This window comes from Glycomyces luteolus (assembly GCF_027622875.1).
In the GTDB taxonomy this organism is placed as follows: Bacteria; Actinomycetota; Actinomycetes; order Mycobacteriales; family Micromonosporaceae; genus Glycomyces; species Glycomyces luteolus.
This window is the reverse complement of the sequence record NZ_JAPZVP010000011.1, coordinates 100133-117885: the sequence shown is the minus strand read 5'-3', so window position 1 is coordinate 117885 and position 17753 is coordinate 100133. Positions and strand designations below refer to the sequence as shown.

General features: G+C 69.2%; 9 protein-coding genes and 1 pseudogene. 8 read left to right on the top strand and 2 right to left on the bottom strand.

What is annotated here, in order from left to right; genetic code table 11:
• Positions 1-132: 132 nt before the first annotated feature.
• From O1R50_RS15215 to O1R50_RS15195, 5 genes are all read left to right on the top strand, one after another.
• Positions 133-1530 carry an FAD-binding oxidoreductase gene (locus tag O1R50_RS15215; protein ID WP_270110937.1) on the top strand — a complete coding sequence of 466 codons (1398 nt, stop codon included), beginning with the start codon at positions 133-135 and terminating at the stop codon, positions 1528-1530.
• 265 nt (positions 1531-1795) lie between these two features.
• Complete coding sequence (locus O1R50_RS15210; RefSeq protein WP_270110936.1) at positions 1796-2140, top strand: trypco2 family protein; 345 nt, start codon at positions 1796-1798, stop codon at positions 2138-2140.
• 19 nt (positions 2141-2159) lie between these two features.
• Complete coding sequence (locus tag O1R50_RS15205) at positions 2160-6347, top strand: S1 family peptidase (RefSeq protein WP_270110935.1); 4188 nt, start codon at positions 2160-2162, stop codon at positions 6345-6347.
• A gap of 93 nt (positions 6348-6440) precedes the next feature.
• Positions 6441-7271 carry a hypothetical protein gene (locus O1R50_RS15200; protein WP_270110934.1) on the top strand — a complete coding sequence of 277 codons (831 nt, stop codon included), beginning with the start codon at positions 6441-6443 and terminating at the stop codon, positions 7269-7271.
• Positions 7272-7699: 428 nt separating this feature from the next.
• On the top strand, positions 7700-8608 hold the full coding sequence (locus O1R50_RS15195; RefSeq protein ID WP_270110933.1) for a C40 family peptidase: 909 nt from the start codon (positions 7700-7702) through the stop codon (positions 8606-8608).
• Positions 8609-9194: 586 nt separating this feature from the next.
• On the opposite strand, the gene O1R50_RS15190 is transcribed toward O1R50_RS15195, so the two are convergent.
• Positions 9195-11636, bottom strand: coding sequence for an ATP-binding protein (locus O1R50_RS15190; protein ID WP_270110932.1), 2442 nt, complete (start codon positions 11634-11636; stop codon positions 9195-9197).
• A gap of 180 nt (positions 11637-11816) precedes the next feature.
• Here O1R50_RS15190 and O1R50_RS15185 point away from each other — a divergent pair, with 180 nt between their 5' ends.
• From O1R50_RS15185 to O1R50_RS26380, 3 genes and pseudogenes are all read left to right on the top strand, one after another.
• Positions 11817-11999 (top strand): hypothetical protein, encoded by a 183-nt coding sequence (locus O1R50_RS15185; RefSeq protein ID WP_270110931.1) that lies wholly within the window; start codon positions 11817-11819, stop codon positions 11997-11999.
• A 118-nt stretch (positions 12000-12117) separates the two neighbouring features.
• Positions 12118-12600 (top strand): annotated as a pseudogene (locus O1R50_RS26615) (glycoside hydrolase family 78 protein); the annotation flags it as partial.
• A gap of 58 nt (positions 12601-12658) precedes the next feature.
• Positions 12659-14692 carry an alpha-L-rhamnosidase gene (locus O1R50_RS26380; RefSeq protein WP_408612708.1) on the top strand — a complete coding sequence of 678 codons (2034 nt, stop codon included), beginning with the start codon at positions 12659-12661 and terminating at the stop codon, positions 14690-14692.
• A gap of 31 nt (positions 14693-14723) precedes the next feature.
• On the opposite strand, the gene O1R50_RS15170 is transcribed toward O1R50_RS26380, so the two are convergent.
• Positions 14724-17705 (bottom strand): glycine--tRNA ligase, encoded by a 2982-nt coding sequence (locus tag O1R50_RS15170; protein ID WP_408612705.1) that lies wholly within the window; start codon positions 17703-17705, stop codon positions 14724-14726.
• Positions 17706-17753: the final 48 nt, after the last annotated feature.

The window sequence follows — 17753 nt, the reverse complement described above, 5'->3', positions numbered from 1 at the left end:
GCCGGGAGCCGAGACCTACTCAGGTCGGATGATTCGCGGCACGAACGATCGCTCTCCCCGCCTGAGCCGAGGCGTACGCGGCGCAATCGGACCGCCATTCGTCATCCGAAATCCCGATGGAGGCATTCGACCATGGGCAGCATCAACGGGACCAACCTCGACAGGCTGCGAGAAGCGTTGCGCGGACCCGTTATCGCCCCAGGGGATCCAGGCTACGACGATGCCCGCAGCATCTACAACGCCATGATCGACCGACGCCCGGCCGCGTTCGCGCAATGCGCCGACGTCGCCGACGTGCGGGCCACGATCGCCTTCGCGCAGGACGTCGAGGTCGATCTCGCCGTACGCGGGGGCGGGCACAGCGGTCCGGGCCTGTGCCTGGTGGACGACGGACTCACGCTGGACCTCTCCCCCATGAACTGGGTTCGGGTGGACCCCGGTGCGGGCATCGCGCAAGTGGGCGGCGGTGCTCAGCTGGGCGCTCTCGACCATGCGGCGCATACGTTCGGCCTCGGCATACCCTCCGGCATCATGTCGACGACCGGAGTCGGCGGTCTCACGCTGGGCGGCGGGCACGGCCACCTGACCCGCAAGTACGGCCTGACGATCGACAGCCTGATGGCCGCCGATGTCGTGCTCGCCGACGGCACCTTCGTGACCGCCTCCGCACAGAACCATCCGGACCTGTTCTGGGCGCTGCGAGGCGGAGGCGGGAACTTCGGCGTCGTCACGTCGTTCACCTTCCGGCTGAACGAGGTCAGCAACGTCGGGGTCGGCTTGACCGTCTGGCCCGTCGACCGCACCCAGGAGATCCTCCGGTGGTACCGGGAGTTCCTCCCCGCCGCGCCGGAAGAGCTCAACGGGTTCTTCGCCCTCCTGACGGTGCCGCCCGGGCCGCCGTTCCCGGAGCCGATCCACGGGCAGAAGATGTGCGCGGTGGTCTGGTGCTACACCGGCGATCTGGAAGAGGGCCGCCTCGAGGAAGTCCTGGCGGTGGCGAACGATCCGGCTCCGCCGGCCTTCCACTTCACCGCGCCGATGCCCTACCCCGCCTTGCAGAGCATGTTCGACGAGCTGATTCCGAAAGGGCTGCAATGGTACTGGCGCGGCGCCTTCTTCGACACGATCTCCGACGAGGCGATCGAGGTGCACGAGCGGTACGGCCACGGCCTGCCCACCGAGTCCTCGACCATGCACCTCTACCCGGTGGACGGGGCCGCCCACCGGGTGGGTGCGGACGAGACCGCTTGGGCGTACCGGGACGCCGTCTGGTCCGCGGTGATCGGCGGAATCGACCCCGACCCGGCCAACGCCGCCTTGATCCGCCAATGGGCCGTTGACTACTCGACGGATCTGCATCCGCATTCCATGGGCGGTTCCTACGTCAACTTCCTCGGGTCCAAAGAGAGTCCGGAGCGCGTGCAATCGACATACCGCGGCAACTACGACCGGCTCGCCTCGATCAAGCACGCCTACGATCCCGAGAACTTCTTCCACGCCAACCAGAACATCCCTCCAGCGGCCGGATGAGGCAAGCGGGGAACCGCTGAAGGACCGAAGCGGCCGGGCGGCATCGAACGGTGCCGCCCTGCCACTGCCATTCACTCTGGATCGCTTTGGCCCCCATGATTACATTCCGTCCTCACGTGGCGACGATTGCGGGATCCGCGTACCGCCGACACGAACGCGAGCGGTTAATATTGCCTCCCGGCTTCGAAACCGCAGCGGCTCGACGATCCAGGACTGCCTGGAGTTCGAAGGTCGCCCACCCCTCCTTCAGATCGGATTCCTTCCAATGGAACAAATCCCTTTGGGCTCGGCCATTGCCGGCTTGCGCGAAGAACTCAAGAAGGCGATTGCCGATCAGGACGAGGAACTGGTCTTCGAAATCCGCGATCTCGAACTCGAACTCACCGTCCAAGCGGGCTCGTCCCGCGGCGCGAACGGGACCTTCGCGGCATGGTTCGTCAACCTGGGGGCCAACGGTTCGAAGAACAGCGCGAACACCCATCGCCTGCGTCTCACGCTGGCGCCGATGACAAGGAAGGGCGACGGCACGACCGCGTCACTGGCATTGGCGGCGGACGGCGCGGCACCGCCCGAAAGGCGAATCGTCACGCACGATCCTTTGAACAACTGAACGGACCGGGCGGAACACCATGCCCGATCTGAACCTCAGCGACGAGGCCGTCCGCATCGTCGAGATCAAGATCCCCTACCGTTCCGGCAATGAGCGGCGGGAGCGAACGCAGTCGGGATGCATCCTCACCGACGAATTGGTGATCACCTCCGCCCACGGCCTCCTCGGCGATCAGCCTCCCCTTGTGAAGCGCGCTTCCGATGACGACGGCTGGCGGGTGGCAGAAGTGCTCTGGCCGCCATCGAATGAGCGGTCCGCCGAGGCACCCGATGTCGCCTTGCTCCGCGTGGAGGGCCTCCGGTCCGCGTTCGGTCCCCCGCCCGTGTGGGCGGAATACGACGGGTTCATCGGGGCCGTGCCGGTGTCCTGCATCGGGTTCCCGCGGGCGTCCATGGAGGACGACCTCTCGTATCACCTCACCGCCGTCCAAGGGACCTTCACGCCCGGTGAAGGCATGTCCTTGAACCGGATGGTGCTCAATGTGACATCGCCGCAGCCGACGGCCCTGCAGGACTGGCAGGGCCTCTCCGGCGCCGTCGTCCGCGACGAGGCGGGGCTGCTACTCGGCGTCGTCGCCTCAGTCGCGACCAAATGGGTCGGCCGGTTCGGCATCGTGCCCGCTTCGGTCATCCTGCGAGAGCCCGGCATCCGCGCCCACCTGGGCACACCCCGACTGCGGTCCGTCTCCGCCGACCATCCCGTCATCAAGCCCGCGGTCGAGCAGCTCGGCGAGGAGACCGACTTCAAGCTCATCACGGCGCGGTACGGGCAGGTCGACTTCATCGAGGAGAGCCACGGCGAGGCCCTCGCGGATTTCGAGGCTTGGTGCGACCGCCCCGACGACGCCGGGAGCGATGTCTCCGTCCGCATCCTCACGGGCCGAGGCGGTGCGGGGAAGACCCGGCTCGCGTCCGAGCTGTGCTGCCGCCTCCAGGCCGCGTCGAAAGGCTGGGAGGCCGGGTTCGCCCGGGAGGACGAGCTCGCCGATTGGGACGGGTACGTGCCCCGCCGTCCGACGCTCATCGTGTTCGACTACGTCGAGCGCCCGACGATCGCGTCCAAGGTCGCGCGGCTCCTCTCGCGCCTCGACGCACTGGGTTCCCGTGTGGCCCATTCCGTCCGGATCCTCCTGGTCTCGCGTTCGACCGCGAACTGGCTCGAACAGGTCAACGCCGGCATGGCCCGCCAGATGCGCATTCAGAAGGAGACCCGGCTCTCGGAGAAGGCCTTCGACGACACCATGCGCCGCTTGCATTTCGCCGCGGCGTACCGGCAGTTCCTCCCGGCCGACGCCGAGGGGCGCCCCCCGGCGGAACACTTCTTCCCGATACTGGACCAGCGGTTCGAATCGCCGCTCCTGGTCCACATAGCCGCGCTCCTCGCCGCCCGGGAATCCAACCTGCCCTATGGCGCCCCCGCCGGCCGGCTCCAGAACGAACTGCTCGACTACCTCGTCCAACGCGAGCGGACCATGCGCTGGACGGGCGAACCGAACCTGACTGTCACGGCGGGCCACCGCCCCGACCAGAGCTCGCAGGCCCTGCACGCGGTCGCGATCATGACGCTGACCGAACCCACCGCCAAACAGGCCCAGGACTTCCTCAAGGCGTCGAGCCTATGGTCCGATCAGGACAACATCGCACGCCGCGAAGCCGCCGCCGCGGTCATCCGCCTCTACCCCGGCTTCGGCCCGCTCGAAGCGATGGCGCCGATGCGCGCGGCCCCCATCGAGCCCGACCTGGTCTCCGAGCACCTCCTGGTCAGCGTCGAGGACCTCGACCAGATCCTCGAAGACCTCTTCGAGTTCCCGCTCGAGGACCGGCACTTCACCAGGATGCTCCACATCCTGTCGCTCACCCGCGACCACTACCCGCATGCGCGAGCGCACTTCCAGAAGGCCCTGCGCCTGACCTTCGAGACGCTGACCCGCAGAGGCGAGTCCTTCGGCTCGATCTCGGAAGTGCTGGGCCAGAGCCTGCCCAAGCTGATCGAGACGGCCGTCGACGAAGCCGTGCGCCACGACGATCTGACCGTCGCGCAACTCCTCACCGCCCAACTCCGGGAACTCCACGACGACGCGACCGCGGTCAGGGTCATCGCGAAGACCGCCCTGCCGCAAGGACTCGACCGCCCCGAGCTCGCCGATCTCAAGCGCGCCCTCCTCGAGCTCGCGAACCAGCACCACCGCAATGCCGGTGACGAGGCCGCGCTCTGCGCCGGCCTGCGATCGCTCGTCGAAACCCTGATCGACGAGGAAGCGTGGCTCCCCGCGCGGACCGCGCTCCAGCAGGTCTCGTGGATCAACGGGTCCGGCGACCTCGATCCGTACCCGCAGTACGGGGAGCACGTCGACGCCGTATTCCACGGGTTCCTCCGGACGGACGAACCTGAACGCGCGCTGGAACTGATCACCGCGGAACTCGCGGGACGCGATCGAGAGAGCGTCACCGCATCGCGCCCCATCGGTTGGGGGCTGGAACGCTTCACCGCGATGGCGGCGTCCGGCGATTTCGCGGAACTCGCGACGCGGTTGACCGACGGCGTCAGGGAGCACGGAGCAGATGAGCACTTCGCCGTCCTCTGCAACGGATACCTGGAGCTCCTCGACGCATTCGCCGAGCAGAGCATGCTCCGGGGCCGCAAAGCGGACGGCTTCACCGCGGTCCGCCACGCCGTCCGTCTCCGCCTCGACTACCCGAACATCGCCGGCTCGACGCTCCGCGAGATCGTCGCACGTGTCAAGTCCGCCCAGTTCCTCGCAAAGACGACCGTAGGAGACCTCTCCGAAGTAGACCAGATTCGTGCGTTCTGTGGCCTGCGCCGTCTGATTGCGGAGTCCCGCAAGGAGTTTCTGCCCGAATACGGTTCCGAACTCGAGATGCTGGCGCTTCATGTCTGGCGCCTGCGCGAAACCGTGCTGGCCGCGGAACTCCTGCACGAGGCCGTCAGGTCCCTCAACATCGAGCAGCCGCCGCTGGTCGGCGTCAAACCGCCAGAGCACATCCAGATCATGAAAGACCTCGCCGTCGCACTGTGGACCAACGGGAGCCGAGAGGCCGCCATCAGGTGGTTCAAGCGCGTCAGCAACGACATCGACGCCCGCGAAGGCTCGGAGATCGAGCGTCGCGTCGAACTCGCGGAGGCCCACGAAAAGCTCGCGCAAGCCCAGTGGTGCGCGAACAACCGCACCGCGGCGGTCGAGTCCTTCAACGCGGCCGCCAGACTCCAGACGTCCCTGACCTCGGATCGCACGGTACGCGGCCCGGCCGCGGTGCTCGAGCTCAACGCCGGTGCACCGCCGTACTCGCGATTGCGAGAGCCCTACTTCGGCGACGCCGGCATGCTTGCCGAACTGGCCAAGGCCGCGTCCGGCGAATACAAGGGCGCGGGCCTGCAGCATGCGGTGATGCTCGACCGAGCATCACGGCACGCGCCGGGGGCGGCCGCCCCCGGTCTGAGCGGGCAGGCGCAGTCGGCCCTGCACGGTCTGATGCGATCCACCAAGAAGACCAAGAACCGCCGGTATCTCGCCGCGGCAGCGGGCATCGCGGTCATCGCCGCCGCCGTCGGCATCGCGATCGTTCGATACAACGCGCTGCCGGGCGTCGGCGACTGCGTCCGCGTCGGTGAGGACTCCCACGAGTTCATCGAATGCGCTGACGCGGCGGCGGACGACTACGAGATCGTCGGCATCGACGACGACGACGGCAGCAACATCTGCTCCGCCACAGGAGTCGACCGCCGGGTACGGCCAGAGACCGATCAAGACGTCTTCTACTGCCTCGCTCTGATAGACCCGGAAGTCGCAAGCGCCGAATCCGCGGCCGCCGTTCCGCCCACGAACGCGGAGATCTACGCCCCGTACCCCGGCGACTGGCACGGCGAAGTCTTCGATCCCGACGCCGCGACGGCATACGAGGTCGACCTCAGCCTCGGCGAGTATGCCGAAGGGGAGGTCGGCACCATCCGCTACCCGGGACTCGGCTGCAGCGGCACCCTCACCATGGAATCGATCGACGCGGAGGAGGCGACGCTGGTCCTCGAGCAGACCATCACCGACGACCCTGACAGCCGATGCGCCGAGGGCAGCTTGATCTCACTGCAGCACCGAGAGGGCGGCACCGTCTACTTCCAGTACTTCGACTCATTGCTGCCCAGCGATATCGAAGGCGTTGCGGCCGCGACATCGATCCTCTACAAAGTCTGAAGCGGGCGCGCAACCCGACGCCCGCTCCTTCGAACACGATCCTCGAAAAGCCCGACCCGGCCCAGCCGGCACTCACAACGTTAGGGAACGCCCATGCCACGCCGATGGCTCCTGCCCATGCCCGTCCTGCTCTCCGCTGCCCTCCTGGCCGCCTGCTCCACCTCCCATCCCCCCGGCCAGATCGAGTCCGCGAGCCCGGTCGAAGCCGAGTCGTCCACGGCCGCAGAGTCCTCCGCCCCTCCGCCCGAACCTGCTGCGCTCGCCACGTTCTCCGAGACCGTCACGGTCACCGACATCGACGGCTACCAGTTCGACTTCGTCATCGACCACGACGTCACCGAGGTCGTCCAGGACGCGGTCGCCGACAAGCCCGGGGAGGCCTCGCTGTACTTGGGTGTCGATACCAACGTGGAGATGGTGAACCGGACCGAGGGCCGCGCGATCGAGCTCGCACCGGTCGCCGGCGTCACCGCGCCGCTCAGCACGCCGACGTTCTTCCTCGTCACCGGTTGGAACAACGGGTCCGTCATCTGCGACAACGGTTTCGACATCATCTTCGGGGATCCGATCGAGATCACCGACCCCGAGGTCGGCTGCGGCATCGTGCAGTCGTTCTGGAGGATCGAGCAGACCCTCGAGCCCGGCGCGACGATCACGCCCGAGGTCTTCAAGGGACTCCCGAACGGCGCCGGCACCGCCGGACTCCCGGCCCTGCCCGAGGCCGATATCGCCGCGATCGAGGAGGCGCTCCTGGCGCCCGACTACTACCTGGTCGGCTACTCCGGTGGGGACTGGGGACGCTTCCAGGAGGTCTGCCCCGGCGATGGGTTCGACACGCTCTCCGGCAACGGCTACAAGCTCGTCTACTCCTCGACCGGCGAGTGCGAGCCCTACCGCCAGTTCAAACAGCCGCAGGCGCTCTAGCACTTCAGGACGGCCCGCCGGCCTCCGAAGCGCAAGTGACCCTCGCGAATCAAATGTCGCGAACAATGCACACCTCCTGCCCAGGCGAGCTGAGCAAACGTGTGAAGTGTTGCAAACCGGTCACAATACGACGACTGGCACTCGGCGTATCGAACTTCCGAAAACTCCTTCCAATGTCTCACACCCGCGTCAGCGTAGGGAGCGAGCGGCATCCTCATCCGAGGGCCTGCCGGATCGCGACAGGGAGGACATTCATGAATACCATCGCAATCGAACGCGCAATCCAATCACCTTGCGTGCCATCCGGATCCGCCGACAGTCCCCTGCGAGGCGCCTGAAGGATGACTATCTCCGTGTTGAAACACATCGAACCCGATCTCGATCCGCGGCCGCGTCGATCACTCGCGCGGGCCGCGACGGTCCGCAGGATGACCGCGCTGACGTTGGCGCACGTCACGGCGGCAATGGTCGTCGCGGCGACACCGGCGCACGCTGACGACATCGACCTCGCCCGGGCCGACAGCTCCGAGATCCGGGCATACGTAGACGATCTCGTGCAAGACCGCGCCTCCGTCAAGGATGAAGCGGAACGACTCACCGCCGAACAGTCGAGACTGAGCGCTCTCATCGAGCAGACCAATCAGGAATTCGGCACGATCGAGGCCCAGCTCACGCTGGCTACCGAAGCGATCGACGCCGCGAGCGATGACCTCTCGAGCAAGTTCGAGCCGCTGGCGGACCTGCGGACCGAGCAAGCGCTCCGCTACGAGGCCTCCGAGCGGGCCGGCGAGCGCCTCGACGTGATCGCTCCAATGCTCACCCGGCTCACCGACCGGTCCGAAAACCTGTCCGCGGACATTCGAACCGCGCGACGCGCGCTCAAGGAGGCAGAGGAGCGCGAACGCGACCGCGACCGCGACCGCGACCGCGACCGCGAGGAGGCGGCCGTCCGCTCGAGCGCGACTTCATCGGACCCCGGACCGGCCCCGGCCAACACGGGCTCAGTCGTCGGGTTCGCATACGACCAGGTGGGGAAGCCGTACGGTTCAGGGAAGACCGGCCCGAACGCCTACGACTGCTCGGGGCTGGTCGTAGCCGCCTATTCGCGGTCGGGCGTGTCCCTTCCCCGCACGTCCCAATCGCAATGGGCTCAGTCCGAACCGGTCAGCCGCGGTGAGCTGGCTCCGGGAGATCTGGTCTTCTCACACGGGTTGGGCCACGTCTCGATCTATGTCGGCGGGAATCAGGTCGTCCACGCCTCCAAACCGGGCGACACGGTGAAGGTCACCTCGCTCGACTACCTGCCCGTCGACGGCTATCGACGTGTCGGGGACTGATCCGCGCAGCACCGATCGGCCTCGGCAGCGCTTGATGCGGAGCCGCATCGGCGGGGACTCGGTGGGCCCGGGTTGCGGGAGTGGCGTGCGAAAGACCCCGCCTCCGACCGCAACCCGGCAGCGTGAGGTTCGGAGGCGGGGCCGGCTGTGGGGTCGGCGGTCGACTGCCACGGCGGGGAGCCGTAGGCGCGGCCGACCCAACCGCGGCCGCGCCCGGTCCGCTCTCCCATTAGGCGAGCGGAAGTTTCGGAGTACTAGAAGTTTCAATCAAGCCGAGAATGAATGTCAATTGCCCATGATCCAGATCACGGTAAATCGCGCTATTACCGACAAGTAGGATGAATATCGGTCAGTCCGAGATCACCGGGCGCCGCTGGATCCGTTGGCCGCCATGCACCTCTCGGTGCATGAAGGCGGCTATCCGTCGCCGACGCTCGCCCCGACCACCGCTGCGAACCTGACCGGGACCCCGATCGTCGGGGCTACGGACGCGGGATCGGGTCGGCGCCATGACGGGAGGCGGCCTTCGCCTCCAGGTTGATGCCGATGTGGCGCAACATCACTGTCGCCGCGGGCCGGCGGTCGCTCACCCCAATGCGACGAGGTCCGGCTGTTCGGCGACCGCTGCCTCCGGCACCCCGCAGTGGGCGTACCCCCGGACGGCGAGGGCCAGGTGCCGCCGCAGCGCGGGCTGGTCGCCTCGAAGCCGCTGGGCTTCGGCGAGGCCGTGGTGCGCCCGAGCGAGTTCGTAGGTGTCCTCATGGGACTCGGCGAGCATTGCCGCCCGCTCGTGCTCGCTGATCGCGGCTTCGGGGCGGCCTGCGGCGGTGAGCGCGCGGCCGAGGCCGTTCCGGGCGGTCCGCTCCAGCGACGGGTCGGCCAGCTTCACCGCGTTCTCGACGGCCCGGTCCAGGTGGGCGGTGGCCTCGTCGACGCGGCCGAGGCGCAGCAGGTCCTCGGCCAGTTCGATGAGCGTTGCGACGATATCGGCCTTGATGCTCTCACCTTGGTAGGCCTCAAGGCATTCGGCGTGCACGGTCGCGGCTTCCGCTGGAGCGCCGCGCTCGCGGACCAGCACTCCGCGGAAGACCTCGATGCGGATGCGGTAGTGGTCGTCCCCGGCGTCGAGCCGCCGCTCCGCCTCCGCCAACTGGAGTTCGGCTTCTGTGAAGCGCCCCAGCCGCAGCAGCGGGACGACCATGTTCGTCCTGATGAGCGCGGCAGCAGCCGTGTCCGAGGCCGCTTCCGCCTGAGCCAGCGCGGTCTCGTGCGCCGCCACCGATTCGGCGAACCGGCCGGAGCGCCGGTAGAGGATGCCGATGTTGGCAAGTGTCAGGGCCGCGTCGCCGTTCTCGCCCAGGTCGAGCTTGAGCGCGACGGACCGTTCGAGGCAGTCGATCGCCTCGCGGTGCCTGCCGGCCGCCAGCAGCTGCCGCCCCGCGTCTCCGAGCGTGAACGCTTCCTTTCGGCCGTCCCCGGTGCGACGGGCGATGTCGAGCGCGATCCGGTTGACCGTGGCGTGCGGGCCGATGTCGGAGTCGTGCACGAAGAACGCGTTGAACGCCGCGGCCAGGTACCAGGCCTGCTCGTTTCGCCCCGCGTGTGCCGCGGCGGTGACGGCGGCCTCCAGGTTGCTGCGCTCTGCCTGGAACCAGGAGAGCGCGCCTGCCTGGTCCGCGAAGCCGGAGAGGCCCGTGTCGTGCGCGGCCGCGCCTTCGGTGAATCGGCGCTTGTTCGGATGCAGCTTCGCCGCGGCCTGGTAGGCGAAGTGCAGGTAGACGCCGAGCAGCCGGACGGAGGCCGCGTCCAGTTCGGCTTTGGTGTCCTCCAGCTTGGCGAGTCGGCTTGCGAAGAGCCGCACCAGGTCGTGCAGCCGGTACCGCCCGGGTGTACGGGTCTCCAACAGGTGGATGTCCACAAGAGACTCCAGCATCGCCGAAGCGCGCTCCTCGTCGTCCCCGCACAGCGCGGCGGCCGCGTGGACGTCCAGGTCGTCGCCGGGGAGCAGGCCGAGGCGGCGGAGCAGGCGCTGATGGTTTGGGTCGAGTTCGAGGTACGAGGCGCGCAGCGCCGCGGCGACACCGCGGTGGCCCATGTCGAGTTCGCTGAACAGCCGGTCCTCGTGGTCGAGCCGCGCCAGCAGGTCCGCGGCCCGCCAGAGGGGGCGGCTGCGCAGGCGGGCCGCCGCCAGACCGATGGCCAGCGGCAGGCGCCCGCAGCGCTCCGCGATCGCGGCGGCCTCCTCCTCGGTGATCCGGTCGATTCCGGCGCCGAGCATCGCCACGGCCTCGCGCATGGGCGGCGGTTCGAGCGGTACCGAGTAGGCGCCGGACAGGACGGACAGATCGCGGCGGCTGGTCGCCAGCACGAGGCTGCCCGGCGTCCCCGGCAGCAGTGCCTCCACCTGCTCCGCGTTCGCGGCGTTGTCGAGCACCAGGAGCACACGGCGGTCGGCGACGGCGCTGCGGTAGCGCGCGGTGAGTTCGTCGATCGCTTCGGGGAGGTCTCGCTCGTGCGCGCCGAGGCGGCGCAGCAGGCGCGTCAGCATCGACGCCGGGCCCGGGCGCGGCCCTGGGGCGCATGTGAAGCCGTGGAGGTCGACGAAGAGCTGCCCGTCGGGGTACCGAGGAGCGAGTGCGTGGGCGGCCTGCACTACGAGCGAGGTCTTCCCTACGCCTGCCATGCCGTGCACCGCGACGACTGCGGCGCCGTCGCCCGCCGCGGTCACGATCGCGTCCAAGTGCGCTTCCCGGCCCGCGAAACCGGCGAGCGCGTGCGGCAGCTCGCGAGCCGCCGCCGCGGTCCGGCCCGGGGACGCGGTGAGCAGCGCCCGATCCCCCTCGTCCAGCCCCAGCGCCTCGATGAGCAGGCGCAAGGTCCGCGGCTGGGGGCGCACTTTTCCGGACTCGATGTCGCGGATCGTTCGGATCCCCACGCCCGCTTTCGAGGCGAGCTCCTCCTGCGTCATCAGCGCCCGCAGCCGAAGCGGGCGGAGACTGCCGGCAGTGCCGGATGCTCGATCAGGCACGTCTTCGTCCAATCAGGTGGATTTCAGAGCATTTCCCTTGCGGGACTGATGCTATGCACGGGTTCGGACCGGAGTCAAGGAGCGTACTCGCATTTGACTCGAATTGCGCAGCCGATGATCCGATCGGCTCAAATGCCGGAGTGGCGGGAACCGCGATCGCCGTGGGCGCGTCTCAGACGCATGTTGAGACTCACCGTCCTTGCCGCGGCCGTCCTCCTGCTGAGCGGCTGCGGTCAGCAGCCGGATGAGGGTTCCGGCGCCGGAACGCCTCCGACCATGCCCGAGATGACCTTCAGCGCCACCGAGTACAACGACGACCTCCACGTCGTGGAAGCGACCGGCCGGGGTCTCATCGCGCCGTGATCTGCACCGATGTCACCGGTAACTTGCTGCTGTATCTTTTCCTCAACCGGCGGGTCCTGCCCCGTACCCGACCCGGCCCCGATCCCCCGCGTGTCCCACCCCCGACAGGAGCCATCCCGTGAACCACCCGGTCGTCGAAGCACCGACCTTCGAACACCATCGAGAGGCGCTGGGCATCGGCGAGGCCCGTCCCAGGATCAGCTGGGTCGTCTCCGCCGCCCCTGAAGGCTGGCGACAGCAGCAGGCCTTGATCGAACTCGATCTCGACGGCCGGCCGCAGACCCGAGCGGTGCAAGGCGGCGGATCGGTGCTGCTCGACTGGCCGTTCGAGCCGCTCCGCTCCCGGCAGCGCGCGTCGGTCCGCGTCCGCGTCCTCGGCGCCGACGGCGAAGCGAGCGAATGGAGCCCGCCGACCACAGTAGAGGTTGGGCTGCTCGAGCCGTCCGACTGGCAGGCCGTCGCCATCGGACCGGCCTGGGACGAGGACCCCGAGGCGATGCGCCGACCCGCGCTGCTGCGCAGCGAGTTCCAACTCTCCTCGCCCGTGGCCTCGGCCCGGCTCTACGCCACCGCTCACGGCCTCTACCAGGCCGAGATCAACGGCCGACGCGTCGGCGACGACGAGCTGAGCCCCCGGATGGACGAGCTACGGGCACCGGCTGCGGTACTACACCTACGACGTCACCGGGCTGGTCCGCGAGGGCGGCAACGCCATCGGCGCGTTCCTGGCCGACGGCTGGTTCCGCGGCCGACTGGGATTCGGCGGCGGGCACACGAACCTCTACGGAGAGCGGACCGCCTTCGCCGCCCAACTCGAAGTGACCCATGTCGACGGCACCCGGACCGTGATCGCGACCGGCCCCGACTGGTGGGCGGAGCGCAGCCCCATCCTCACCAGCGGACTGCTCGAGGGCGAGGCCTATGACGCCCGTGACGAAGTCCCGCAGTGGTCGAGCCCCGGCGCCGGCCTCACCGGGTGGGCCCCGGTCGCCAAGCGCGACTTCGCGTTCGACGCTCTTGTGGCGCCGACCGGTCCCCCGGTGCGATGCACGCAGGCCATCGAACCGGTCGACATCCGCCGCACCGCAGACGGCCGCCTCATCCTCGACTTCGGTCAGAACCTGGTGGGCCGCATCCGGATCACCACCGAGGGCGCGGCGGGCGAAACGGTGCAGCTGCGCCACGCCGAAGTCCTCGACCAGGACGGCGAACTGTGCACGAGGCCGCTTCGCGGCGCCTTCGCCACCGACCGGTACACCCGCAAGGGCGGGCCGACCGAGACGTGGGAGCCCCGGTTCACCATCCACGGCTTCCGCTATGCCGAGGTGTCCGGCTGGGGCGATGCGCCCGTCGAGGGCCGCATCACCGCGCGGGTCCTGCACACCGACATGCGACGGACCGGCTGGTTCTCCTCCTCCGACCCCCTGCTCGACCGCCTCCACGAGAACGTCGTCTGGAGCATGCGAGGGAACTTCGTCGACCTGCCCACCGACTGCCCGCAGCGGGACGAGCGCCTCGGCTGGACCGGTGACATCCAGGTGTTCGCCCCCACCGCGGCGTTCCTCTACGACTGCGCGGGGCTCCTCGGCTCCTGGCTCCAGGACGTCGCCGCCGAGCAGCACGACGACGGGACCGTGCCCTGGTACGTCCCTTCCATCCCCGGCTGGAAGCCGGAGCCGGGAGCCGGTTGGGGTGACGCCGCCGTGCTCGTCCCGTGGGCGCTGCACCAGCGCTTCGCCGATGCGGACCTCCTGCGTCGGCAGTGGCCGAGCGCGGCCGCCTGGGCCGACCTCCAACATCGACTCGCCGGCGACGACCACGTGTGGGACGGCTCCTTCCAGCTCGGCGACTGGCTCGACCCGACCGCCCCGCCCGACGACCCGGCGAACGGCCTGACCGACCCGCACCTGGTCGCGACCGCCTACTACGCGCGTTCGGCCGCCGTCCTCGCCGCGATGGCGGCCGAACTGCGGTTCGAGCAGGAAGCCGACCTCTCCGAACGTGCGTCCCTGGCGCGCAACGGGTTCCGCTCGCGCTACCGCACCGGCCCCGGGCGCTTGTCCTCCGACTCCCAGACCGCCTACGCGATCGCGATCATGTTCGACCTGCTCGATCCCGAGGAGGAGGCCGCGGCCGGGCGGCGTCTCGCCGAACTCGTCCGCGAAGCCGACGACCACCTCACCACCGGATTCCTCGGAACCCCCGTCCTGCTCGATGCGCTCACCCGCACCGGCCACCTGGACGTGGCGCTCGCCCTGCTCCAGCAGCGCACCGCCCCCGGGTGGCTCTATCCGGTCACCATGGGCGCCACCACGATCTGGGAGCGGTGGGACAGCCTCCTGCCCAGCGGCGAGGTCAACCCCGGCGACATGACCTCCTTCAACCACTACGCGTTCGGCGCCGTCGCCGACTGGATGCACCGCACGATCGCGGGCATGAGCGCCGCGGCCCCCGGCTGGCGCTCGATCCGGTACCGACCGGGATTCGACACCGGTGTCACTGCGGCGCAGGCCGCCTGCGACACCCCCTACGGGCGGGCGTCGATCGACTGGTCCCGGACCGAGGACCTCGTCAAGGCCGAGATTCGAGTGCCGATCGGCGCCGAGGGGCTCCTCCAAGACCCCGCCGGAGGCACCGAAGTGCTGCCTCCCGGACTGCACCGTCGCAGTTGGACGGTCGAGTCCGAAACCTGATCCAGCCCCCCCGGACCGAGGGTGCCCGCGATCAGAGCTGGACGGCGCTCCAGTCCAGGCGGGAGGCCGCGTTCCGGTCGAGGGCGGACAGGAGGCCGAGGCGCTGGGACCGGATCTGCGGATCCGGGTCCATCACCAGGACCTCCTCGAAGAAGGCGTCCACGGCCTCGGGCAGACCGGCGGCGAGTGCGATCCAGTCGCTCAGTCCGCCATCGGCGCCCGCTGAGCGATCGAATTCGGCGATGAGCCGCTGTTCGCTTGCGGCCGTGAGGAGACCGAACTCCGACACCGGTGCGGCGTCCGAGGGCAGGATGCGGCTGACGCGCTGGATCGCGGCGGCGAGACGACGGAAGCGGTCCGTGCCGACCTCGGATTCGAGCTCACCGAGGCGCACCTCCGCGAGAGCGGGGCGGTCGGCCAGCGGCAGCACCGCGGCGACCAGATCGAAGCGGTGACCCTCATCGATGAGCTGCTGCGCGAGTCGATCCCGCAGGAACCCCTCCATGACGTCCGCATGCGCGGCGGTCACCTCGACCGGCTGCGCCGAAGCCGCCACGCGGATGCCCTCGCGCAGCGACACACCGGCGACCGCGGGAGCGGCGGAGCGGTGGACGGCGATGAGGCCCAATGCGGCTCGGCGCAGCGCGAAGGGGTCCTTCGAGCCGGTCGGCATGCCCACCGTCGAGCCGAGGCCCACGAAGAAGTCGAGGCGGTCGGCCAGCGCCAGCAACGCCCCGGCCGTGCTCGCGGGGACCAGGTCCCCGGCGTGGCGGGGCAGTTCAGCCTCGAAAAGCGCTTCGGCGACGGCGTCGTCCCTGCCGGCCGCCCGGGCGTAGGTGCGTGCGAGCGTCCCGGCGAGGCTGGTCATCTCGGTGACCAGATGCGAGCCGAGGTCGAACTTCACCAGCGCCGCCGCTTCGGTGAGGACGCGCCGGTCGTCGTCCGCGATGCCCGCGGCGTCGGCCAGGCTGAGGGCGATCGCCTTGATGCGGTCGGCACGGTCGGCGATGGAGCCGAGCCGGTCGGCGAACGCGAGCCGGCCGAGCCGCTGCCGCATCTCCTCGATCGGCGTCTTCAGGTCGGCGCGGTAGAAGAACGCGGCGTCCTCGAAGCGGGCACGGAGCACGGCTTCGTTGCCCGCACGGACGGTCGGCTCGTCGATCGGGCCGTTCGCGACGGCCGCGAAGTGCGGCAGCAGCGCCCCGTCCTGGCCGCGAACGGGGAAATAGCGCTGATGCTTGCGCATCACCGAGGTGAGGACCTCGTCAGGAAGGTCCAGGTAGGACTCCTCGAAGGACCCCAGGACCGCCACGGGCTGCTCGACCAGGAATGTCACCTGATCGACCAGTGCCGCCTCGGCATCGAAATCGATCGTGCCGTCCACCGCGCGCGCCGCGTCAGCGGCCTGCTCCACGATGATGCGACGCCGAAGGCTCTCGTCGAGCACGATGCCGTTGCGCTCCAATGCCGAAGCGAGGTCGTCGGCGTGGGCGATCCGCAGGACCGGTTCATCTGATGAGCGGTGGGCCCGGGTCAGGTCCGCCGCGGCCAGCCCGGAGGCGACGGCGGGGACGACATGCGGTCCCCACATCGCGCCGAGCCAGCGGATCGGACGGGTGAAGGTCAGGTTCGGGTCGGACCAGCGCATGTTCTTGCCGGAACGCAGCCCGACGGCGATGTCGCCGATGAGGTCCGCGAGGACCTCGAGCGCGTGGCGGCCGGTTTGGACGCGGACCACCGCGACATGGGTCGCTCCCGCGGCCTCGACGGTCGTCAGGTCGGCGACGTCGACGCCGTTGGAACGCGCGAAGCCGAGGGCCGCCTTGGTCGGGTTCCCGTCCGCGTCGAATGCGGCGGCGGTCTTGGGCCCGCGCACGGTCACTGTCCGGTCGGGTTCGGACGCCGCGACCGCTTCGATGCGGGCGACGATCCGACGCGGGGTCGCATGCACCGCCACGTCGCCGTGATCGAGGTGCGCGGCGTCGAGCAGTGCCCGGAGGCGCTGCTCGACATGGGTTCTGGCCGCGTGCGCTTCGGCGGGCGGCATCTCCTCGACGCCGATCTCGAACACCGCGGTCTGCGGATCGGTGTCGGCGGGAACGACGACGGACCCCGCGGCCGCCTTGCCCTCAGATGCGACGGTGCCGAGCGGGAAGCCCTCCTGGCCGCGCTTGGCGATCCACTGCTCGGCGACCTCGTGGGCGAGGCTCCGCATCCGGGCGAAGGCAGTGGCGCGGTCGGAGGTCGAGACCGCTCCGCGGGCGTCGAGCACGTTGAACGCGTGCGACATCTTCAGTACGTTGACATGCGCGGGGATCGGCAGGCCGAGCTCGACCATGCGTGCGGCTTCGTCGCCGTAGCGGTCGAAGAGCTCCCGGTGGGTGGCGATGTCGGCGTCGTCGAGGTAGTAGCGCGACATCTCGTACTCGCCCTGGCCGAAGATCTCGCCGTAGCTGATCCCGGGGGCGTAGGCGATCTCCTTGAAGTGCGTGACCCCTTGGAGCGCCATGAGGATGCGCTCCATTCCGTAGGTGATCTCCACGGAGACCGGGTCCAGGGCGACGCCGCCCGACTGCTGGAAGTACGTGAACTGGGTGATCTCCAGCCCGTCGAGCCAGACCTCCCAGCCCAGCCCCCAGGCGCCGAGGGCGGGCGAGGCCCAGTTGTCCTCGACGAAGCGGATGTCATGGGCTCTGGTGTCGATGCCCAGTGCCGCAAGGGACTCCAGGTACAGCTCCTGGGCGTTCCCGGGCTCGGGCTTCAGGATGACCTGGAACTGGGTGTGCATCTGGATGCGGTTTGGGTTGTCGCCGTACCGGGCGTCGTCGGGCCGCACGGACGGCTCGACGTAGGCGACCTTCCACGGCTCCGGTCCGAGCACCCGCAGTGACGTCGCGGGGTTCAGGGTTCCCGCTCCGACCTCGGTGTTCATCGGCTGAACGGTGAGACAACCGTGGCCACTCCAGAAAGTAGTCAGGCGTGCCAGGGCGTCTTGCATGGTCAGGTCGGTCACGGTACTCACCTCGATTTCAGGGTTCATTTGGGATCGCGTCCCGGACTC

Coding starts and splice junctions, on each gene's coding strand:
- O1R50_RS15200 (WP_270110934.1), top strand. CDS start 6,441: ATGCCACGCCGATGGCTCCTGCCCATGCCCGTCCTGCTCTCCGCTGCC.
- O1R50_RS15205 (WP_270110935.1), top strand. CDS start 2,160: ATGCCCGATCTGAACCTCAGCGACGAGGCCGTCCGCATCGTCGAGATC.
- O1R50_RS15210 (WP_270110936.1), top strand. CDS start 1,796: ATGGAACAAATCCCTTTGGGCTCGGCCATTGCCGGCTTGCGCGAAGAA.
- O1R50_RS15195 (WP_270110933.1), top strand. CDS start 7,700: ATGACCGCGCTGACGTTGGCGCACGTCACGGCGGCAATGGTCGTCGCG.
- O1R50_RS15185 (WP_270110931.1), top strand. CDS start 11,817: ATGTTGAGACTCACCGTCCTTGCCGCGGCCGTCCTCCTGCTGAGCGGC.
- O1R50_RS15215 (WP_270110937.1), top strand. CDS start 133: ATGGGCAGCATCAACGGGACCAACCTCGACAGGCTGCGAGAAGCGTTG.